The sequence below is a fragment of the Bradyrhizobium sp. SUTN9-2 genome (genome assembly GCF_003122645.1).
Taxonomy (GTDB): Bacteria; Pseudomonadota; Alphaproteobacteria; order Rhizobiales; family Xanthobacteraceae; genus Bradyrhizobium; species Bradyrhizobium yuanmingense.
Window position 1 is genome coordinate 5951908 of record NZ_LAXE01000001.1, and the last position, 15139, is coordinate 5967046.

A 15139-nucleotide genomic window follows, 5' to 3' on the forward strand; every position below is an offset into this window, starting at 1 on the left:
GCGGACAGCCGGGGTTAAGCGAGATTACATGATTGGGCGTACCGCCAGAGCTGGTCGCGGGGTGACGCGACGTCGATCGGGCGCGGGTCATGCGCTTGCGACATGGACCACGCTGGCGTTCTCGTGCGCCCTTCCCTCCGCGGCATGGGCCGAAGCCCTGCCGGACGCATTGGCAAAAGCATATCAGACCAATCCGCAGCTCAATGCCGAGCGTGCGCGCCAGCGCGCCACCGATGAGAACGTGCCGCAGGCGCTGGCCGGCTACCGGCCGCAGATCGTGGCGAGCCTCAGCGCCGGCTTGCAATCGGTGCGCAATCTGTTGCCGGACAACACCATCCAGACCGGCAATCTGAAGCCCTGGATCATCGGCGTCACCGTGACGCAGAGCCTGTTCAACGGCTTCCGCACCGCCAACGGCGTGCGGGCCGCCGAGCTCCAGGTGCAGTCGGGCCGCGAAGCGCTCCGCAACGTCGGCCAGGGCGTGCTGCTCGATGCGGTCACCGCCTACACCAATGTTCTCGCCAACCAGTCGCTGGTCGAGGCGCAGCGCTCCAACGTCGCCTTCCTGCGCGAGACGCTCTCCGTCACCCAGCGCAGGCTCAATGCCGGCGACGTCACGCCGACCGACACCGCGCAGGCCGAGGCCCGCCTCAATCGTGGCCTTGCCGATCTCAACGCGGCCGAGGTCGCGCTTGCGGTCAGCCAGGCCACCTATGCGCAGGTGATCGGCAATGCGCCCTCGCAGCTCAGGCCTGCCGAGGCCGTCGACCGCTATCTGCCGAAGAGCCGCGAGGATGCCATGACGATGGCGATCCGCCAGCATCCGGCGGTGATGGCCGCCAGCTTCGACGTCGATGTCGCCTCCACCAACATCCGCATCGCCGAAGGCACGCTGCTGCCGAGCGCGACCATCCAGGGCAGCGCCAGCAAAAGCCGCAACAACGACCCGGCGCTCAGCACCCTCGCCGAGGACCAGGCTTCGATCGTCGCCAATGTCACCGCGCCGATCTACGACGGCGGCCAGGCCGCGGCGCAGACTCGGCAGGCCAAGGAGATCACGGCGCAGAGCCGGCTCGTGCTCGACCAGGTGCGCAATCAAGCGCGTACGGCGGCGGTCAGCGCCTGGGTTGCCAACGAAGGCGCCAAGATCACGGTCTCGGCCTCGGAGTCCGAGGTGAAGGCGGCCACCGTCGCGCTGCAGGGCGTGCAGCGCGAGGCCGCCGGCGGCCAGCGCACGACGGTGGACGTCTTGAACTCGCAGGCCGACCTGATCCAGGCCAAGGCCCGCCTGATCGGCGCGCAACGCGACCGCGTGATCGCCTCCTACACGCTGCTCAGCGCCATCGGCCATCTCGACGTCAAGACGCTTAACCTGAACACGCCGGATTATCTGCCCGAGGTGCACTACCACCAGGTCCGCGACGCTTGGCACGGCCTGCGCACGCCGTCGGGGCAGTAGCCTCAAATCTCTCTGGTGGAGGCCGATGAAAAGCCGCCGCATCCATCTGATGGGAGCCTCGGGCTGCGGCGTGACCACGATCGGTCGTGCGCTCGCCGGGCAGCTTGCGCTGCCGCATCACGACAGCGACGACTATTTCTGGCTGCCCACCGTGCCGCCCTATCGGACGACCCGCCCGGCCGCCGACCGCCTGCGCCTGATGCACGAGATGTTCTTGCCGCGTCTCGACTGGGTGCTGAGCGGGTCCGTCACCGGCTGGGGCGAAGAGCTCGTTTCGTACTTCGACCTGGTCGTCTTCGTGAGCGTGCCGCGCGAGATCCGGATGATGCGACTGCGCGCCCGCGAGGCCGCCCATTTCGGCGCTGATGCCGTCGCGCCGGGCGGCTGGCGCCATGGCGAGACCGAAGACTTCGTCGAATGGGCCTCCCATTACGAAGCCGGCGATCGCGAAGGCCGCAGTCTCGCCAAACACGAAGCCTGGCTCGCCGGCCTGCCCTGCCCGGTCGTACGCGTGGACGGCTCACGTCCGCTTGCGGAGCTTGTCGAGCAGCTATGCAGCGAAGCGGAGCGGTTGCCCGGTTGATGTGATATTCTCCTCCCACTCGCCGATAAAAAAACAAACCGGGAGAGAAACCGTGCTCAGCCGACGCAGCGTCCTGCTTGCCTCCCTTGCGGCCGGAGTAGCCATGACCAGCAAAGCCCATGCCCGCGCGGCGCAGCCTGCGACGCCGATCAATTTCGATGTGCCGGCGCATGCCTGCGACTGCCACACCCACATTCATGGCGATGTCGAAAAGTTTCCGTTCTTCACGGGCCGCGTCTATACGCCGGAGCCGGCTTCGCCGGAAGAAATGGCGGCGCTGCACAAGGCGCTGCATATCGAGCGCGTGGTGATCGTGACGCCGAGCGTCTACGGCACCGACAATTCCTCCACACTGTTCGGCATGAAGGCGCGCGGCGAGACCGCGCGCGGCGTCGCCGTAATCGACGACAAGACGCCGGAGAGCGCGCTCGATACGATGCACCAGGACGGCTTCCGCGGCATCCGCCTCAATCTGGCGACCGGCGGCGTCAATGACCCCAATATCGGCCGGCCGCGCTTCACCGCCGCCGTCGAGCGCATGAAGGCGCGCGGCTGGCACGTGCAGCTCTACACCACGCTGGCCATGATCTCCGCGATCAAGGACCTCGTCGAGACGGCGCCGGTGCCGGTCGTGTTCGACCATTTCGGCGGCCTTCACGCTTCGCTCGGGCTGGAGCAGCCGGGCTTCTCCGACCTCGTCGCGCTGGTGAAGTCCGGCAAGGCCTATGTGAAGATCTCGGGCGCCTATCGCTCGTCGAAGCTGGCGCCCGACTATCAGGACATGGTGCCCTATGCCCGCGCGCTGATCGCGGCCAATGCGGACCGCATCGTCTGGGGCACCGACTGGCCGCATCCGGATTCGAGCCGCGTCGAGGGCCGCAAGCCCACCGACATCGCGCCGCTCTATCAGATCGACGACGGCCGCCTGCTCAACCAGCTTCCGGTGTGGGCGCCGGATGCCGAGGTGCGCAAGAAGATCCTGGTCGACAATCCGGCGCGGCTCTACGGGTTCTGAGGGTCAGCGCGCGCGGCGGGAGAAGAAGGAGATCAGCACCGGCAAGGTCACCAGAATCACGACCGGCGCGAGCATCATGCCGGTGACGACGACAACCGCGAGCGGCTTCTGCACCTGCGAGCCGATGCCTTCGGACAGCGCTGCCGGCAGGAGGCCGACGCCTGCGACGACACAGGTCATCAGCACCGGCCGGAGCTGCAGCTCGCCGGTGCGTACCACCGCGCTCCTGCGGTCCATGCCCTCTTCGATCAGCTGGTTGAACTGCGACAGGATGATGATGCCGTCCATCACCGCGATGCCGAACAGCGCGATGAAGCCGATCGCCGCGGAGACGCTGAACGCGGTGCCCGAGATCAGGAGGCCGAGCACGCCGCCGAAGATCGCCATTGGGATCACGCTCATCGCGAGCAGTGTGTCGGTCATCGAGCCGAAATTAAACCAGAGCAGCACGCCGATCAGCGCCAGCGAGATCGGCACCACGATCGAGAGCCGCCGGATCGCGTCCTGGAGGTTGCCGAACTCGCCGACCCATTCCATGTGCGAGCCCGGCGGCAGCTGCACCTGCGCGGCGATTTTGTCCTGCGCCTCGCGGATCGCGCTGCCGAGATCGCGTTCGCGCACCGAGAACTTGATCGGCAGATAACGCTCCTGCTGCTCGCGATAGATGTAGGCAGCACCGGAGACGAGGCTGATGGTCGCGACCTCGCTTAAGGGGATCTGCGTGACGGTGCCGTTCGGCCCGGGCGCGCCGATCCGCAAATTCTGGATCGCCTCGGCGCTGCGGCGGTATTCCGGCGCGAGGCGCACGATAATCGGGAAGTGGCGGTCGCTGCCGGGCTCGTAAAGATCTCCGGCGCTGTCGCCGCCGATCGCGACCTTGATGGTCGCGTTGATGTCGCCAGGGGCTAGGCCGTAGCGCGCAGCCTTGGCACGGTCGATGTCGATCTGGACGGTCGGTTGGCCCAGCGAAGTGAACACAGCAAGGTCGGTGACGCCCTGCACGGTGGCGAGCACGGACTTGATCTTGTTGGCGGTGTCGGTGAGCGCCTGAAGGTCGCTGCCGAACAGCTTGATCGAGTTCTCGCCCTTCACGCCGGAGACGGCTTCGGAGACGTTGTCCTGGAGATATTGCGAGAAGTTGAACTCGACGCCGGGGAAGCGATCGTCGAGCTGCTTGAGCAGCTGCGCGGTCAGCTCTTCCTTGTCGCGGGTACCGGGCCACTGGCTCACGGGCTTCAGCGGCGCGAAGAACTCGGCGTTGAAGAAGCCGGCGGCGTCGGTACCGTCGTCGGGACGGCCGTGTTGCGACACGACGGATTCGACCTCGGGCCGGGCGCGGATCACCTTGCGCATCTCGTTGACGTAGCTGTTGCCTTCCTGCAGCGAGATAGTCGGCGGCAGCGTGGCGCGGATCCAGAGGTTGCCCTCCTCCAGCTTCGGCAGGAATTCGAGGCCGAGCAGCCGGGCGAGCGCGACCGTCATCAACACCAGACCGACCGCGGCGCCGAGGACGATGTTGCGGTTGGCGACCGCCCAGTTCAGCACGGGCATGTAGAGCCGGTGCAGGATCAGCATCACCTTCGTCTCGGTCTCCTCGACATGCGCCGGCAGGATGATCGCGGACAGCGCGGGAGTCACGGTGAAGGTGGCAAGCAGGCCGCCGGCCAGTGCGTAGGCATAGGTCCGCGCCATCGGTCCGAAGATGTTGCCCTCGACGCCAGAGAGCGTGAACAGCGGCAGGAACGCCGCGATGATGATCGCCGCGGCAAAGAAGATCGATCGCGAGACGTCGGCCGCCGCGCTGAGGATGGCATGGCTCTTCATGCCGAACAGCGTCTCGGGCGACATATGCTCGGATTCCGACATCGGTGTCGTTTGCGTCAGGCGGCGGAAGATCGCCTCCACCATGATCACGGTGGCATCGACGATGAGACCGAAATCGATCGCACCGACCGACAGGAGGTTGGCCGATTCCCCGCGCAGCACCAGGATGATGACGGCGAAGAACAGCGCGAACGGAATGGTGGCGCCGACGATCAGCGCGCTGCGGAGGTCGCCAAGGAAGATCCACTGCAATAGCACGATCAGGAGAATGCCCACCACCATATTGTGCAGCACGGTGTGAGTGGTGAGCTCGATCAGGTCGCCGCGGTCGTAGATGCGCTCGATGCGCACGCCAGGCGGCAGGATGCTGGAATTGTTGATGGCTTGAACGAGCTCATGGACGCGCTTGATGGTCGGCGAGCTCTGCTCGCCGCGCCGCATCAGGACGATGCCCTGCACGATGTCGTCGGAATCGTCGAGGCCGGCGATGCCGAGGCGCGGCTTCTGGCCGACGGTAACGGTGGCGACGTCCTTGACCAGCACCGGATTGCCGCCCGCCTGCGCCACCATGGTGTTGGCGAGGTCGTCGATCGAGCGGATCAGGCCGACGCCGCGCACCACGGCGGATTGCTGGCCGATATCGACAGTGTTGCCGCCGACATTGACGTTGGAATTGCCGACCGCCTGGAGCAGTTGCGGCAGCGTCAGGCCGTTGGCGACCAGCTTGTTGAAATCGACCTGGATCTCGTAGGTCTTGCTCCTGCCGCCCCAGCCGGTGACGTCGATCACGCCGGGCACCGCGCGGAAGCGGCGCTGCAGGATCCAGTCCTGAATGGTCTTGAGGTCGAGCACGCTGTAGTTCGGCGGCCCGACGAGACGGTAGCGGAATATCTCGCCGATCGGGCTGAGCGGCGAGATCTGCGGCTGCACGTTGCCGGGCAGCGGCGCAAGCTGAGCCAGGCGGTTCAAGACCTGCTGCAACGCCTCGTCATAGGTGTAGGCGAAGGAGAACTGGATCTTGACGTCGGAGAGGCTGTAGAGCGAGATGGTACGGATGGTCGTGACGTTCTTCAGACCGGCAACCTGGGTCTCGATCGGGATCGTGATGTAGCGCTCGATCTCTTCCGCCGACAGGCCCGGGCTCTGCGTCACGATGTCGACCATCGGCGGAGTCGGATCGGGATAGGCTTCGATGTTGAGCCGGTTGAACGCGATCAAGCCGCCGATCAGCACGGCGACGAACATGCCGACCATCAGGAAACGCCGGTTGACGGCAAGGGCAACGAGACGATCCATTCAGGTCTTCAATTTTCTTGGGTCGTCGATCAGCTGCCGGACGCCGCGCGGTCGATGAACAAACTGCCTTTGGTGACGATCTGCTCGCCGGGTTTCAGATTGCTGGTGACCTCGACGAGGTTGCCGTTGATGAGACCGATCTTGATCTGGCGCAGCTCGACCGACTTGTCCTCGCGCGCGACCCAGAGGCGGACCTTGTCGGCCTCGTAGATCAGCGCATGCTTCGGCACCGCCGGCGCGGCGCGGTCGCCGGCCGAATAGATCGTGACGTTCGCGAACATTTCCGGCTTGAGCAGCCCGTCCTTGTTGTCGATCGTGGCGCGGACCTGCAGGCGGCGGGTGGCGGGGTCGATCGCGGCAGCAACGTAGTTGATCTTGGCGCTGAACGGACGGTCCGGCAGCGCCATCACATTGACGGTGATGTCCTGCCCGATGCACACCGCGGCCGCATCGCTCTCGCGCACGAAGGCGGTGAGCCAGACCGTGGAGAGGTCGCCGACCACGAAGACCGGATCGCTGGCGCCGGAATTGACGTATTGGCCCGGGCCGATCTTGCGTTGCACGACCGTGCCGGAGATCGGCGAGTAGATCGTGATCTCCCGATCGATGACGCCCTTTTCCTGGAACGTCTTGGTGGCTTCGTCGGTGAAGCCGAGGATGCGCAGCTTGTTGCGCGCGGCTTCCAGCGCCGCCACCGAGGAGCGCATGTCGTTTTGCGCCTGCACCTGGGCCGCTTCCGCCTGCTGGTAATCCTTGAGCGGAATGGCATGGCCCTCGTAGAGGTCCTTGGCGCGCTTGAACTGGATGTCGGAAAGCTCGAGCGCCGACTTCGCCTTGTTCTGCGAGGTCATCGCCGCGATGAAATCGTTCTGGGCCTGCACGGTGTCGGCGGCCTCGATCGTAAACAGCGGTTGACCTTGCTTCAGCGTCTCGCCGGGCTTGGCGAGCAGCTTGGTAACACGGCCTGCATAGGGCGAGAACACCGGCGTCGAACGATCCTCGTCGACCGCGACCTTGCCCTCGGTGACATACTCGGCCCGGAAGCTCCTGGCGGCGACCGGCTCGATCGTCAACGTCGCCCATTCGGACGGTGTCGGCGTGAAGGTCTGCGCGTTTCTGCGCGACTGGCTGGAGATGTCGGAGTGCTTCTTTGCCTTCGGGCCCGAAGAGAACAAGCCGTACGCTCCGACACCGGCGCCGGCGACAGCTAGTAAGACTACGAATGCGATCACCCGTTGTTTTGCAATCACGTGCAATCGCTTGGTATTCTCAACTGCCATGGGGCCCGGTCGTGTCTGCGACGATCTCGGCAAATGATTGCCTCATCGGTCGCGCTAATAGTGCCGAATTGGGAGTTCAAACAACCTAAAAAACGCGTCGGCCCTTTCCGTTTGCGTTAAAATTCTGGGACTTGTCAGCTTCATGTCAGCTTCGGCCTGGCCATTGTGCCGAATGACTGCCGAGCGGCATCGCCGGACGGCTCCAATGCGCCGGCGTCTTCGACAGCCGAGCGGAATGCTGCACCGCCTTCAACGTGCCGAAGCCAGATTGCATGTGCTCTATGAACGCAGCATGTACGGCCTGTCCCGGGACATCGGGGGTATTCAATCCGCCCTCGAGCCGACCGAGATTCCTCAGCCAGAATGTCGGCGGGGCTCTGCATCGCTGCTTCTCTCCCCGCTCATTTGCTGTACTTTTCGCGACCGTGTCATGATCGCAGAAAGGATTGCAATGGCCGCCATCGATCCCCTCATCGCAGGTGCCGTGTTCATCGCGACGGCGGCCACCGACGCCGTCTATGTCATGTTCACTTCGGCCGTGATCGCGCGCAAGCGCATCCCTGCGGCGAACTGGAGCGCGGTCTGGTACCTGCTCTCCTCTTATGCCGTGATCAGCTACACCGAGAACGCCTTCTACGTTGCCTTTGCCGCAATCGGCTCCTGGGCCGGCGCCTATGCTTCGTTGACCTTCCTGCACCGCCCGCCCGGCGGCCCGCCGGTGGGAGCGGCGCCGGAGTGAAGTCTCTCTGCGTCATTGCGAGGAGCCCTTGCGACGAAGCAATCCAGGATCCTTCCGCGGATGCATTTCTGGATTGCTTCGCGGAGCCTGTCATCGGGCCGCGCTTTGCGCGGACCCGGTGGCTCGCAATGACGACGTGGAGGCTTCTGGGCGCCTCGCGAAACAGCTACACTCGCAGCACCAACAAAAAGGAGCCAACAATGGATCTCGGTCTCAAAGGCAAGAACGCCGTCGTGCTCGGCGGCACGCGTGGCATCGGGCGGGCGATTGCGGCGACGCTGGCCGGCGAAGGCGCCAATGTCGCGGTGTGCGCGCGAAACGCCGATCAGGTTGCGGCCACCGTCGCGGAGCTGAAGGCGGGCGGCATCCGCGCCACCGGCGGCCCCGTCGACGTCACCGACGGCGCGGCGCTGAAAAGCTGGATCGAGACGGCTGCGCAAGAGCTCGGCGGCATCAACATGCTGTTCTCCAATGCCGGCGCAATGGCGCAAGGGCACGATCCCGCATCCTGGGAGCAGAACTTTCGGCTCGATGTGCTCGGCGCCGTGCACGCCTTCGACGCCGCCCGACCGTTCCTCGAGACAAGCGGCGCCGGCAGCGGCGATGCGGCCTTCGTGATCATCTCGTCGATCTCCGCGGCGCAGGCGGACACGGCCAGCTCCTACGGCCCGATCAAGGCCGCGCTGATCCACATGGCCAAGGGACTGGCGCGGCAATACGCGAAGAAGAAGATCCGCGTGAATGTCGTGTCGCCCGGCACCGTCTATTTCAAAGGCGGCGTCTGGGAGATGATCGAGAAGAACATGCCGGAGCGGTACCAGGACGCGATGAAGCGCAACCCGACCGGCCGCATGGCAACGCCGCAGGACATCGCGAGCGCGGCGGTGTTTCTGGCCAGCCCGGTGTCGGGATTCACGACGGGTTCGAATTTCGTCGTGGACGGCGCGATTTCGAACAGGGTGAATTTTTGAGGGCAGCTTGCCGAGCTCTCTCTCCTCCGTCATGGCCGGGCTTGACCGGCCATCCACGCACTGCTGCGCACTCCGAAAGACGTGGATGCCCGGGTCAAGCCCGGGCATGACGACTGAGAATGAGGCGCAATCATCGCAATAAACGTCGGCAGTAGCCCGCGCTCGCTCAATGAAAATCCCGCGACGGCGGCAGGATGCGGACGTTGCGGGGGTGGCGGATTTTTTGTGCCGGCATATCCGTGAGCGCGCGGGGGTCTTCGTTGAGCGGCTCGACCACGGTGGCGCCTGCGGGCAGCGGATGCTTGCGGCCGAGCGCATCGTTGGCGAGGCCGACCAGATCGTGCGAGCGGTCGATCATGCGCTGGGCGATGAGATGCGTCACCTTTTCGGGGCTGCTCTGGATGTAGCCTTCGACCAGGATGAGGCGCGCGCCCATCACTTCTTTCCGGTACTGCTCCATGATCTTGGGCCAGACCACGACATTGGCGATGCCGGTTTCGTCCTCCAGCGTCATGAACACGACGCCGCTGGCGCTGCCCGGCCGCTGCCGCACCAGGACCACACCGGCGCAGCGGACGCGGCGCCGCTCGTTCTCATGGCTGATCTCCTTGCAGGCCACGATGCGCTCGCGCGTAAACATCTCGCGCAGGAATTCCATCGGATGGCCCTTCAGCGACAGCCGGATGGTCTGGTAGTCCGCGACCACCTGCTCGGCGCGCGGCATCGCCGGCAGCGGTTTTGCGCCTTCGTCCGGCTGCTCGCGCGCGGTCGCCGCCTCGAACAGCGGCAGCGGCACGTCGTCGGGCAGCCGCCGCACCTGCCACAGCGCTTCGCGGCGGTCGAGCCCGAGCGAGCGGAACGCATCGGCATCCGCCAAGAGGATCAGCGCGCGCTTGGGCAGACCGGTGTCGCGGGCGAAATCCTCCAGCGAGGTGAAGGGACGACGGTTGCGCGCGGCGACGATGCGGTCGGCCCAGTCCTGGGCTTTCTCGACACCGTCATTCCGGGGCGACGCGTCAGCGTCGAGCCCGGAATCCATTCCTCCGCCAGGCGTATGCGGCGCGATGGATTCCGGGTTCGCGCTACGCGCGCCCCGGAATGACGACTGAGAGCGCTTCAGGCGCTCCTCATCCTCGTCCAGCCAGTGGAATCCATCGATCTGGCGAAAGCCGAGGCGCACGGCGCAATACTGACCGCTCCCCTCCTCCAGCGTGTTCTGTGCAAAGCTGTAGGACACGTCGATGTCGCGCACCTCGACGCCGTTCTTGCGGGCGTCGCTGACGATCTGCGCCGGCGCATAAAAGCCCATCGGCTGCGAATTCAACAGACCGCAGCAGAAGGCGTCGGGATGATAGTGCTTCAGCCACGACGAAATGTAGACCAACTGTGCAAAGCTCGCGGCATGGCTCTCCGGAAAGCCGTAGGATCCAAATCCCTTGATCTGGTCAAAGCAGCTTTTGGCGAAGTTGGGATCGTAGCCGCGCGCCACCATGTTGCCGATCAGCTTCTCCTCATATTGGCCGATGGTGCCGACATTGCGGAAGGTCGCCATCGAGCGGCGCAGGCCGTTGGCTTCCTCGGAGGTGAAATGCGCGGCCTCGATCGCAATGCGCATCGCCTGCTCCTGGAACAGCGGGACACCGAGCGTCTTGTGCAGCACCTTGTAGAGTTCGTCCTTGTCGCCATGCTCCGGCGACGGAGACGGATAGCTCACCTTTTCCAGCCCGTTCCGCCGCCGCAAATAAGGATGCACCATGTCGCCCTGGATCGGCCCGGGGCGCACGATCGCGACCTCGATGACGAGATCGTAGAAGGTGCGCGGCTTCAGCCGCGGCAGCATGTTCATCTGGGCGCGGCTCTCGACCTGGAACACGCCGAGCGATTCCCCGCGGCACAGCATATCGTAAACCCTGGGGTCGTCCTGCGGGACGCTCGCCAGCATAAAACGCTCGCCCTTGTGCTGGTCGATGAGATCGAAACATTTCCTGATGCAGGTCAGCATGCCCAGGGCGAGCACGTCGACCTTCATCATGCTGAGCGCATCGACGTCGTCCTTGTCCCATTCGATGAAGGTGCGGTCGTCCATCGCGGCATTGCCGATCGGCACATAGGTGTCGAGCCGGTCCTGGGTCAGCACATAGCCGCCGACATGCTGGGAGAGATGGCGCGGGAATTCGATCAACTCGGTCGCAAGCTCGACCGCGAGGTTGATCATGGGATTGTTCGGATCGAGCCCGGCCTGCCGGACCTGCATGTCGTTGAGGCCCTTGCCCCAGCTGCCCCAAACGGTGTCGGCGAGCGCGGCAGTGACGTCCTCGGTCAGGCCGAGCGCCTTGCCGACGTCGCGGATGGCGCTGCGCGGGCGGTAGTGGATGACGGTGGCGATGATCGCGGCGCGGTGGCGGCCGTAGCGGCGATAGACATATTGCATCACCTCCTCACGGCGCGAATGCTCGAAATCGACGTCGATATCGGGCGGCTCCAGCCGCTCCTTGGAGATGAAGCGCTCGAACAAGAGGTCCACCTTGGTCGGATCGACCGAGGTGATGCCGAGCACGTAGCACACGGCCGAATTCGCCGCCGAGCCGCGCCCTTGGCACAAAATGTTCTGGCTGCGCGCATAGTGGACGATGTCATGCACGGTGAGGAAGTAATGCGCGTATTTCAGCTCGGCGATCAGCGCGAGCTCCTTGTTCAAGGTGGCGCGCAGCTTGTCGCCGATCTTGCCGCCGAAATATTTGTCGACGCCCGCCCAGGTCAGATCCTCCAGATGCCCTTGCGCGGTCTTGCCCGGCGGTACGGGCTCGTCGGGATATTGATACTTGAGCTGATCGAGCGAGAACTCGATTGCGTCCGCAAAGCGCATGGTCTGCGCAATCGCCTCGGGAAAATCGCGGAACAGCCGCGCCATTTCGCGCGGCGTCTTCAGGAAGCGCTCGGCATTGGCCTCTAACTTCCGCCCAATCGCCTCGATCGTGGTCTTTTCCCGAATGCAGGTCAGCACGTCCTGGAGCGGACGGCGGCCGGGATCGTGATACAGCACCTCGTTGGTCGCGAGCAGCGGCACCTTGGCCTTTGCGGCGAGATCATCGAGCCGCAAGAGGCGACGCTTGTCGTCGCCGCGATAGAGCAGGCTCGCCGCCAGCCACACGCCCTCGGCACGGCTCGCCTTCAGCTTTGCGAGGACATCCAGCGCCCGCGCCAGCTCGAAACGATGCGGCAGCGTCAACACCAGAAGCTGGCCTTCCGAGAATTCCAGGAGATCGTCAAGCCTGAGATGACACTCGCCCTTTTCGATCCGCGTGATGTCATCGCCACGCTTGCCCCTTGTCAGGAGCTGGCACAGCCGGCCATAGGCCGCGCGATCGCGTGGATAGACCAGGATGTCGGGCGTGCCGTCGATGAAGACGATGCGAGCGCCGATCAACAGTTTCGGCTTGTGCAGCACCTCGTCATTGTCGAGCTCCTGATAGGCGCGCACCACGCCGGCAAGCGTGTTGTGGTCGGCAATGCCGATCGCGGGAATCCCGAGCTTGCTCGCCTGATGCACATAGGCGCGCGGATCCGAGCCGCCGCGCAGGAAGGAGAAATTGGTGGTGATGCCGATCTCGGCATAGCTAAGCGTATTCATGCGAAGAGACCGTGCACATACCAGCCGGGAGACGCAGGCTGGCCGTCACCGTCGAACACCTCGCCTTCATAGAGACCGTCGCGAAAGATCCAGAAGCGCAGGCCTTCGGCATCCTCGATGCGGAAATAATCCCGCGTCAGCTGCTTGCCGTCCTGCCGCCACCATTCCATCGCGATGCGCTCGGGCCCCTCTACCCGCACCACCGCATGCAGCGCGCGCCGCCAGGTGAATTGATGCGGCGGACCGTCTGGCACGGTCGCGAACGGCACCTTGATCGGCTCCGGCTTGTCGAACAGCCGCAAGGGACGCAGCGGCGGCTCGCTCGCGACGCGCGCCGGCCATTCGGCCTGCATGGCAGCAGCGAGATGATGCTGCGCCGATGCGGCCAGCACCGCGCTTTCGGGGATGTGGGTATCCTGCGGCAGGTGCACGACGACACGCCTGCCGCCGATCCGCGCGGCGATGCGGTCGATCAGCGCCGCGAGTTCGTCATTGTCGTGGACATGGGCATCGAGATCGCGCTGCTCCTGCACCACGATCTCGGTGCGGCTCGCCGACAATCGCACCATGTCGAAGCCGAAACCGGGATCGAGGGGATCAGCGAGTGCATCGAGCCGCTCGCGGAACAAGCGGTCGACCACGGCGCTTCGCGTCACCGGACGCCCGGTCTCGACCGTAATCGTACGCACCACACCATCGGTGCGGAAGAACGCCGCTTCAAGCCGCCGCGCGCCTTTGCCCTGCTTCTCCATGGACGCGATCAACGTGTCGGCGAGCCGCGACAGCGTCATCGCGATCATGGTGTCGGTCGCGATCGGCTCGGCAAAGCGTTTTTCCACGATGTAATCGGGCAGCGGTTTGCGCGGGCTGATCGGCGCATCACCCTGCCCCAGCGCATGGGCGAGCAGCGTGGAGAAGCGCGCGCCGAACCGCGCCGTGATCTCGGAGGCGCTGCGCGAGGCGACGTCGCCGATGGTCTTCAGCCCGGCACGGCGCAGGCCGGTGGTGATGGCTTCACCCGCACCGAGCGCGGAGACTGGAAACGACCTGATCGCCTCCGCCTCGCCGCCATCGGCCACGATGGTGCCGGATACCTGCCGCGTCAGCGTGCGGGCGCAGATCGAGGTGCCCGCGATCGCCGCGCTGACGGCAAAGCCTTGCCGGCCGAGCGCACGGACCAGCGTCTTGAGCAGCGCGGCCTCGCCGCCGAACAGATGCGCGCAACCGGTGATGTCCAGGAACAGCCCGTGCGGTGGATCGAGCGCCACCAACGGCGTGAAGCGGTCACACCAATCGGTGATATCGCTGAGCGTCTTCGCATCGGCCACGGTATCGGCGTCGAACACACGCAAGTCCGGGCACATCGCCCTCGCATTGGCCAGCGGTTGGCCGATATACAGGCCGAGGCGCTCGGCGGCCTCGTCCAGCGCATGGATCACCAGCGCATTGTTGTCCTTGATGACGACAATGCTCGGCTCATGGTTGGTTTTACCCAGCCCGGCGCTGCCAAGGAACCGCTGGATCCTGTCGATGGGCAGGCGCGGCAGCCACAGGCTGAGGATACGTCGACGGTTCACTGAACTGGCACTCATCACAATTCCATTCCATGATCCACCGGCCGCAGGGGCCATGACGATTGCGCAAGAGCTCGGCATCGAACACCGGCGCGCCCCAGGCACTCCACACCGAGTCCGGCGGCGAATGCGCCGCACGCAGCATCCATCGTGTCTCCGCGGTCGAAGGCAGCGGCTGCGCGGCCATCCGCAGCAAGAGGCCGGTGACACCGGAGCCTTGCGCGGCCAGCGTCAGCTTGCGGCTCGCCACCAGATCGAACTGCCTGGTCTCGCCCCAGAGCTCGAGCACGACGGCGCCGAGCGCATCGCAGGCAAGCGCATCGGCCGAGGTGCGTAGCGCGCTCTCGACATCGGCGGCGCGCACCATCACCACACGACGCGGATCGAGGCCGAGCTCGGATAACCCGCTCATCGACAGCGCGCCGGTTTCGAGCTCCGAAAAATCCTGCCGCACCCACAATAGCGGCCGGCGCGCGCTCACGCGTCCCGCAAGGCCCATGACGAACCCCGTCGCGGCCGCGCCCTGACGCCCTTCGCAAAACACCTCGTGGATCGCCGCGCGCGCGAGCCCGCCCTTCAGCGCGGCGTCGGCCGCGCCATGGCCGAGCGCGATGCGATCGCGCGGATGCACGACCTCCGCCGTCTCGATGCGCTCGATCTGGCTACGCAAGGTCGCAAGCGCGCTCATACGTGCGCCGCTCATGCTCGCCGCTCCTCAGAGGTGATTGCCGATGGCTCTCAAAAAGAGAACCAGCGGCTGGCTCATT

Annotated in this window: 10 protein-coding genes and 1 pseudogene; 5 read left to right on the forward strand and 6 right to left on the reverse strand. The window is 65.2% G+C overall.

Translation table 11 applies throughout. The annotated features are described in order from the left end of the window. Nucleotides 1-28 precede the first annotated feature (28 nt). The 3 genes from XF30_RS27610 to XF30_RS27620 are packed head-to-tail and all read left to right on the forward strand — an operon-like array spanning nt 29 to nt 3057. Nucleotides 29-1459 carry a TolC family outer membrane protein gene (locus XF30_RS27610; protein ID WP_109144413.1) on the forward strand — a complete coding sequence of 477 codons (1431 nt, stop codon included), beginning with the start codon at nt 29-31 and terminating at the stop codon, nt 1457-1459. Nucleotides 1460-1484: 25 nt separating this feature from the next. Then, nucleotides 1485-2042, forward strand: coding sequence for a P-loop NTPase family protein (locus XF30_RS27615; protein WP_109144414.1), 558 nt, complete (start codon nt 1485-1487; stop codon nt 2040-2042). Between the two features lie 52 nt (nt 2043-2094). Next, complete coding sequence (locus XF30_RS27620) at nt 2095-3057, forward strand: amidohydrolase family protein (protein WP_109144415.1); 963 nt, start codon at nt 2095-2097, stop codon at nt 3055-3057. Nucleotides 3058-3060: 3 nt separating this feature from the next. Here the strand turns inward: XF30_RS27620 and XF30_RS27625 are convergent, their stop codons facing one another. The 3 genes and pseudogenes from XF30_RS27625 to XF30_RS39525 form a co-directional block, all read right to left on the reverse strand. After that, nucleotides 3061-6177, reverse strand: a complete 3117-nt coding sequence (locus tag XF30_RS27625) for an efflux RND transporter permease subunit (protein WP_109144416.1) — start codon at nt 6175-6177, stop codon at nt 3061-3063. Nucleotides 6178-6206: 29 nt separating this feature from the next. After that, nucleotides 6207-7457: an efflux RND transporter periplasmic adaptor subunit gene (locus XF30_RS27630; RefSeq protein WP_109144417.1), complete on the reverse strand. Its 1251-nt coding sequence runs from the start codon at nt 7455-7457 to the stop codon at nt 6207-6209. A 145-nt stretch (nt 7458-7602) separates the two neighbouring features. Then, nucleotides 7603-7818: pseudogene (locus tag XF30_RS39525) on the reverse strand (CoA transferase); the annotation flags it as partial. Between the two features lie 90 nt (nt 7819-7908). On the opposite strand from XF30_RS39525, the gene XF30_RS27640 reads away from it, so the two are divergent. Continuing rightward, nucleotides 7909-8196, forward strand: coding sequence for a hypothetical protein (locus XF30_RS27640; RefSeq protein ID WP_057027154.1), 288 nt, complete (start codon nt 7909-7911; stop codon nt 8194-8196). Nucleotides 8197-8396: 200 nt separating this feature from the next. Then, on the forward strand, nt 8397-9167 hold the full coding sequence (locus XF30_RS27645; protein WP_057027153.1) for an SDR family NAD(P)-dependent oxidoreductase: 771 nt from the start codon (nt 8397-8399) through the stop codon (nt 9165-9167). Between the two features lie 166 nt (nt 9168-9333). Here XF30_RS27645 and XF30_RS27650 read toward each other — a convergent pair whose 3' ends face one another. Genes XF30_RS27650 through XF30_RS27660 form a run of 3 tightly spaced genes read right to left on the reverse strand, consistent with a single transcriptional unit; the run spans nt 9334 to nt 15075 of the window. Beyond that, nucleotides 9334-12798, reverse strand: a complete 3465-nt coding sequence (locus XF30_RS27650) for an error-prone DNA polymerase (RefSeq protein ID WP_109144418.1) — start codon at nt 12796-12798, stop codon at nt 9334-9336. Beyond that, a complete protein-coding gene (locus XF30_RS27655; RefSeq protein WP_192893271.1) occupies nt 12795-14390 on the reverse strand; it encodes a Y-family DNA polymerase in 1596 nt (531 codons plus the stop codon). Before XF30_RS27655 ends, XF30_RS27650 begins: the two co-directional genes overlap by 4 nt. Further along, the gene (locus XF30_RS27660; RefSeq protein WP_109144419.1) at nt 14287-15075 is read right to left on the reverse strand and encodes an ImuA family protein; all 789 of its coding nucleotides are present in this window, start codon (nt 15073-15075) and stop codon (nt 14287-14289) included. Before XF30_RS27660 ends, XF30_RS27655 begins: the two co-directional genes overlap by 104 nt. Between the last annotated feature and the right edge of the window lie 64 nt (nt 15076-15139).

Bases quoted from the DNA above. Each gene is read 5' to 3' on its own strand.
- XF30_RS27625 (WP_109144416.1), bottom strand. From the start codon at position 6,177: ATGGATCGTCTCGTTGCCCTTGCCGTCAACCGGCGTTTCCTGATGGTC.
- XF30_RS27655 (WP_192893271.1), bottom strand. From the start codon at position 14,390: ATGAGTGCCAGTTCAGTGAACCGTCGACGTATCCTCAGCCTGTGGCTG.
- XF30_RS27660 (WP_109144419.1), bottom strand. From the start codon at position 15,075: ATGAGCGGCGCACGTATGAGCGCGCTTGCGACCTTGCGTAGCCAGATC.
- XF30_RS27630 (WP_109144417.1), bottom strand. From the start codon at position 7,457: ATGGCAGTTGAGAATACCAAGCGATTGCACGTGATTGCAAAACAACGG.
- XF30_RS27615 (WP_109144414.1), top strand. From the start codon at position 1,485: ATGAAAAGCCGCCGCATCCATCTGATGGGAGCCTCGGGCTGCGGCGTG.
- XF30_RS27645 (WP_057027153.1), top strand. From the start codon at position 8,397: ATGGATCTCGGTCTCAAAGGCAAGAACGCCGTCGTGCTCGGCGGCACG.
- XF30_RS27610 (WP_109144413.1), top strand. From the start codon at position 29: ATGATTGGGCGTACCGCCAGAGCTGGTCGCGGGGTGACGCGACGTCGA.
- XF30_RS27640 (WP_057027154.1), top strand. From the start codon at position 7,909: ATGGCCGCCATCGATCCCCTCATCGCAGGTGCCGTGTTCATCGCGACG.
- XF30_RS27650 (WP_109144418.1), bottom strand. From the start codon at position 12,798: ATGAATACGCTTAGCTATGCCGAGATCGGCATCACCACCAATTTCTCC.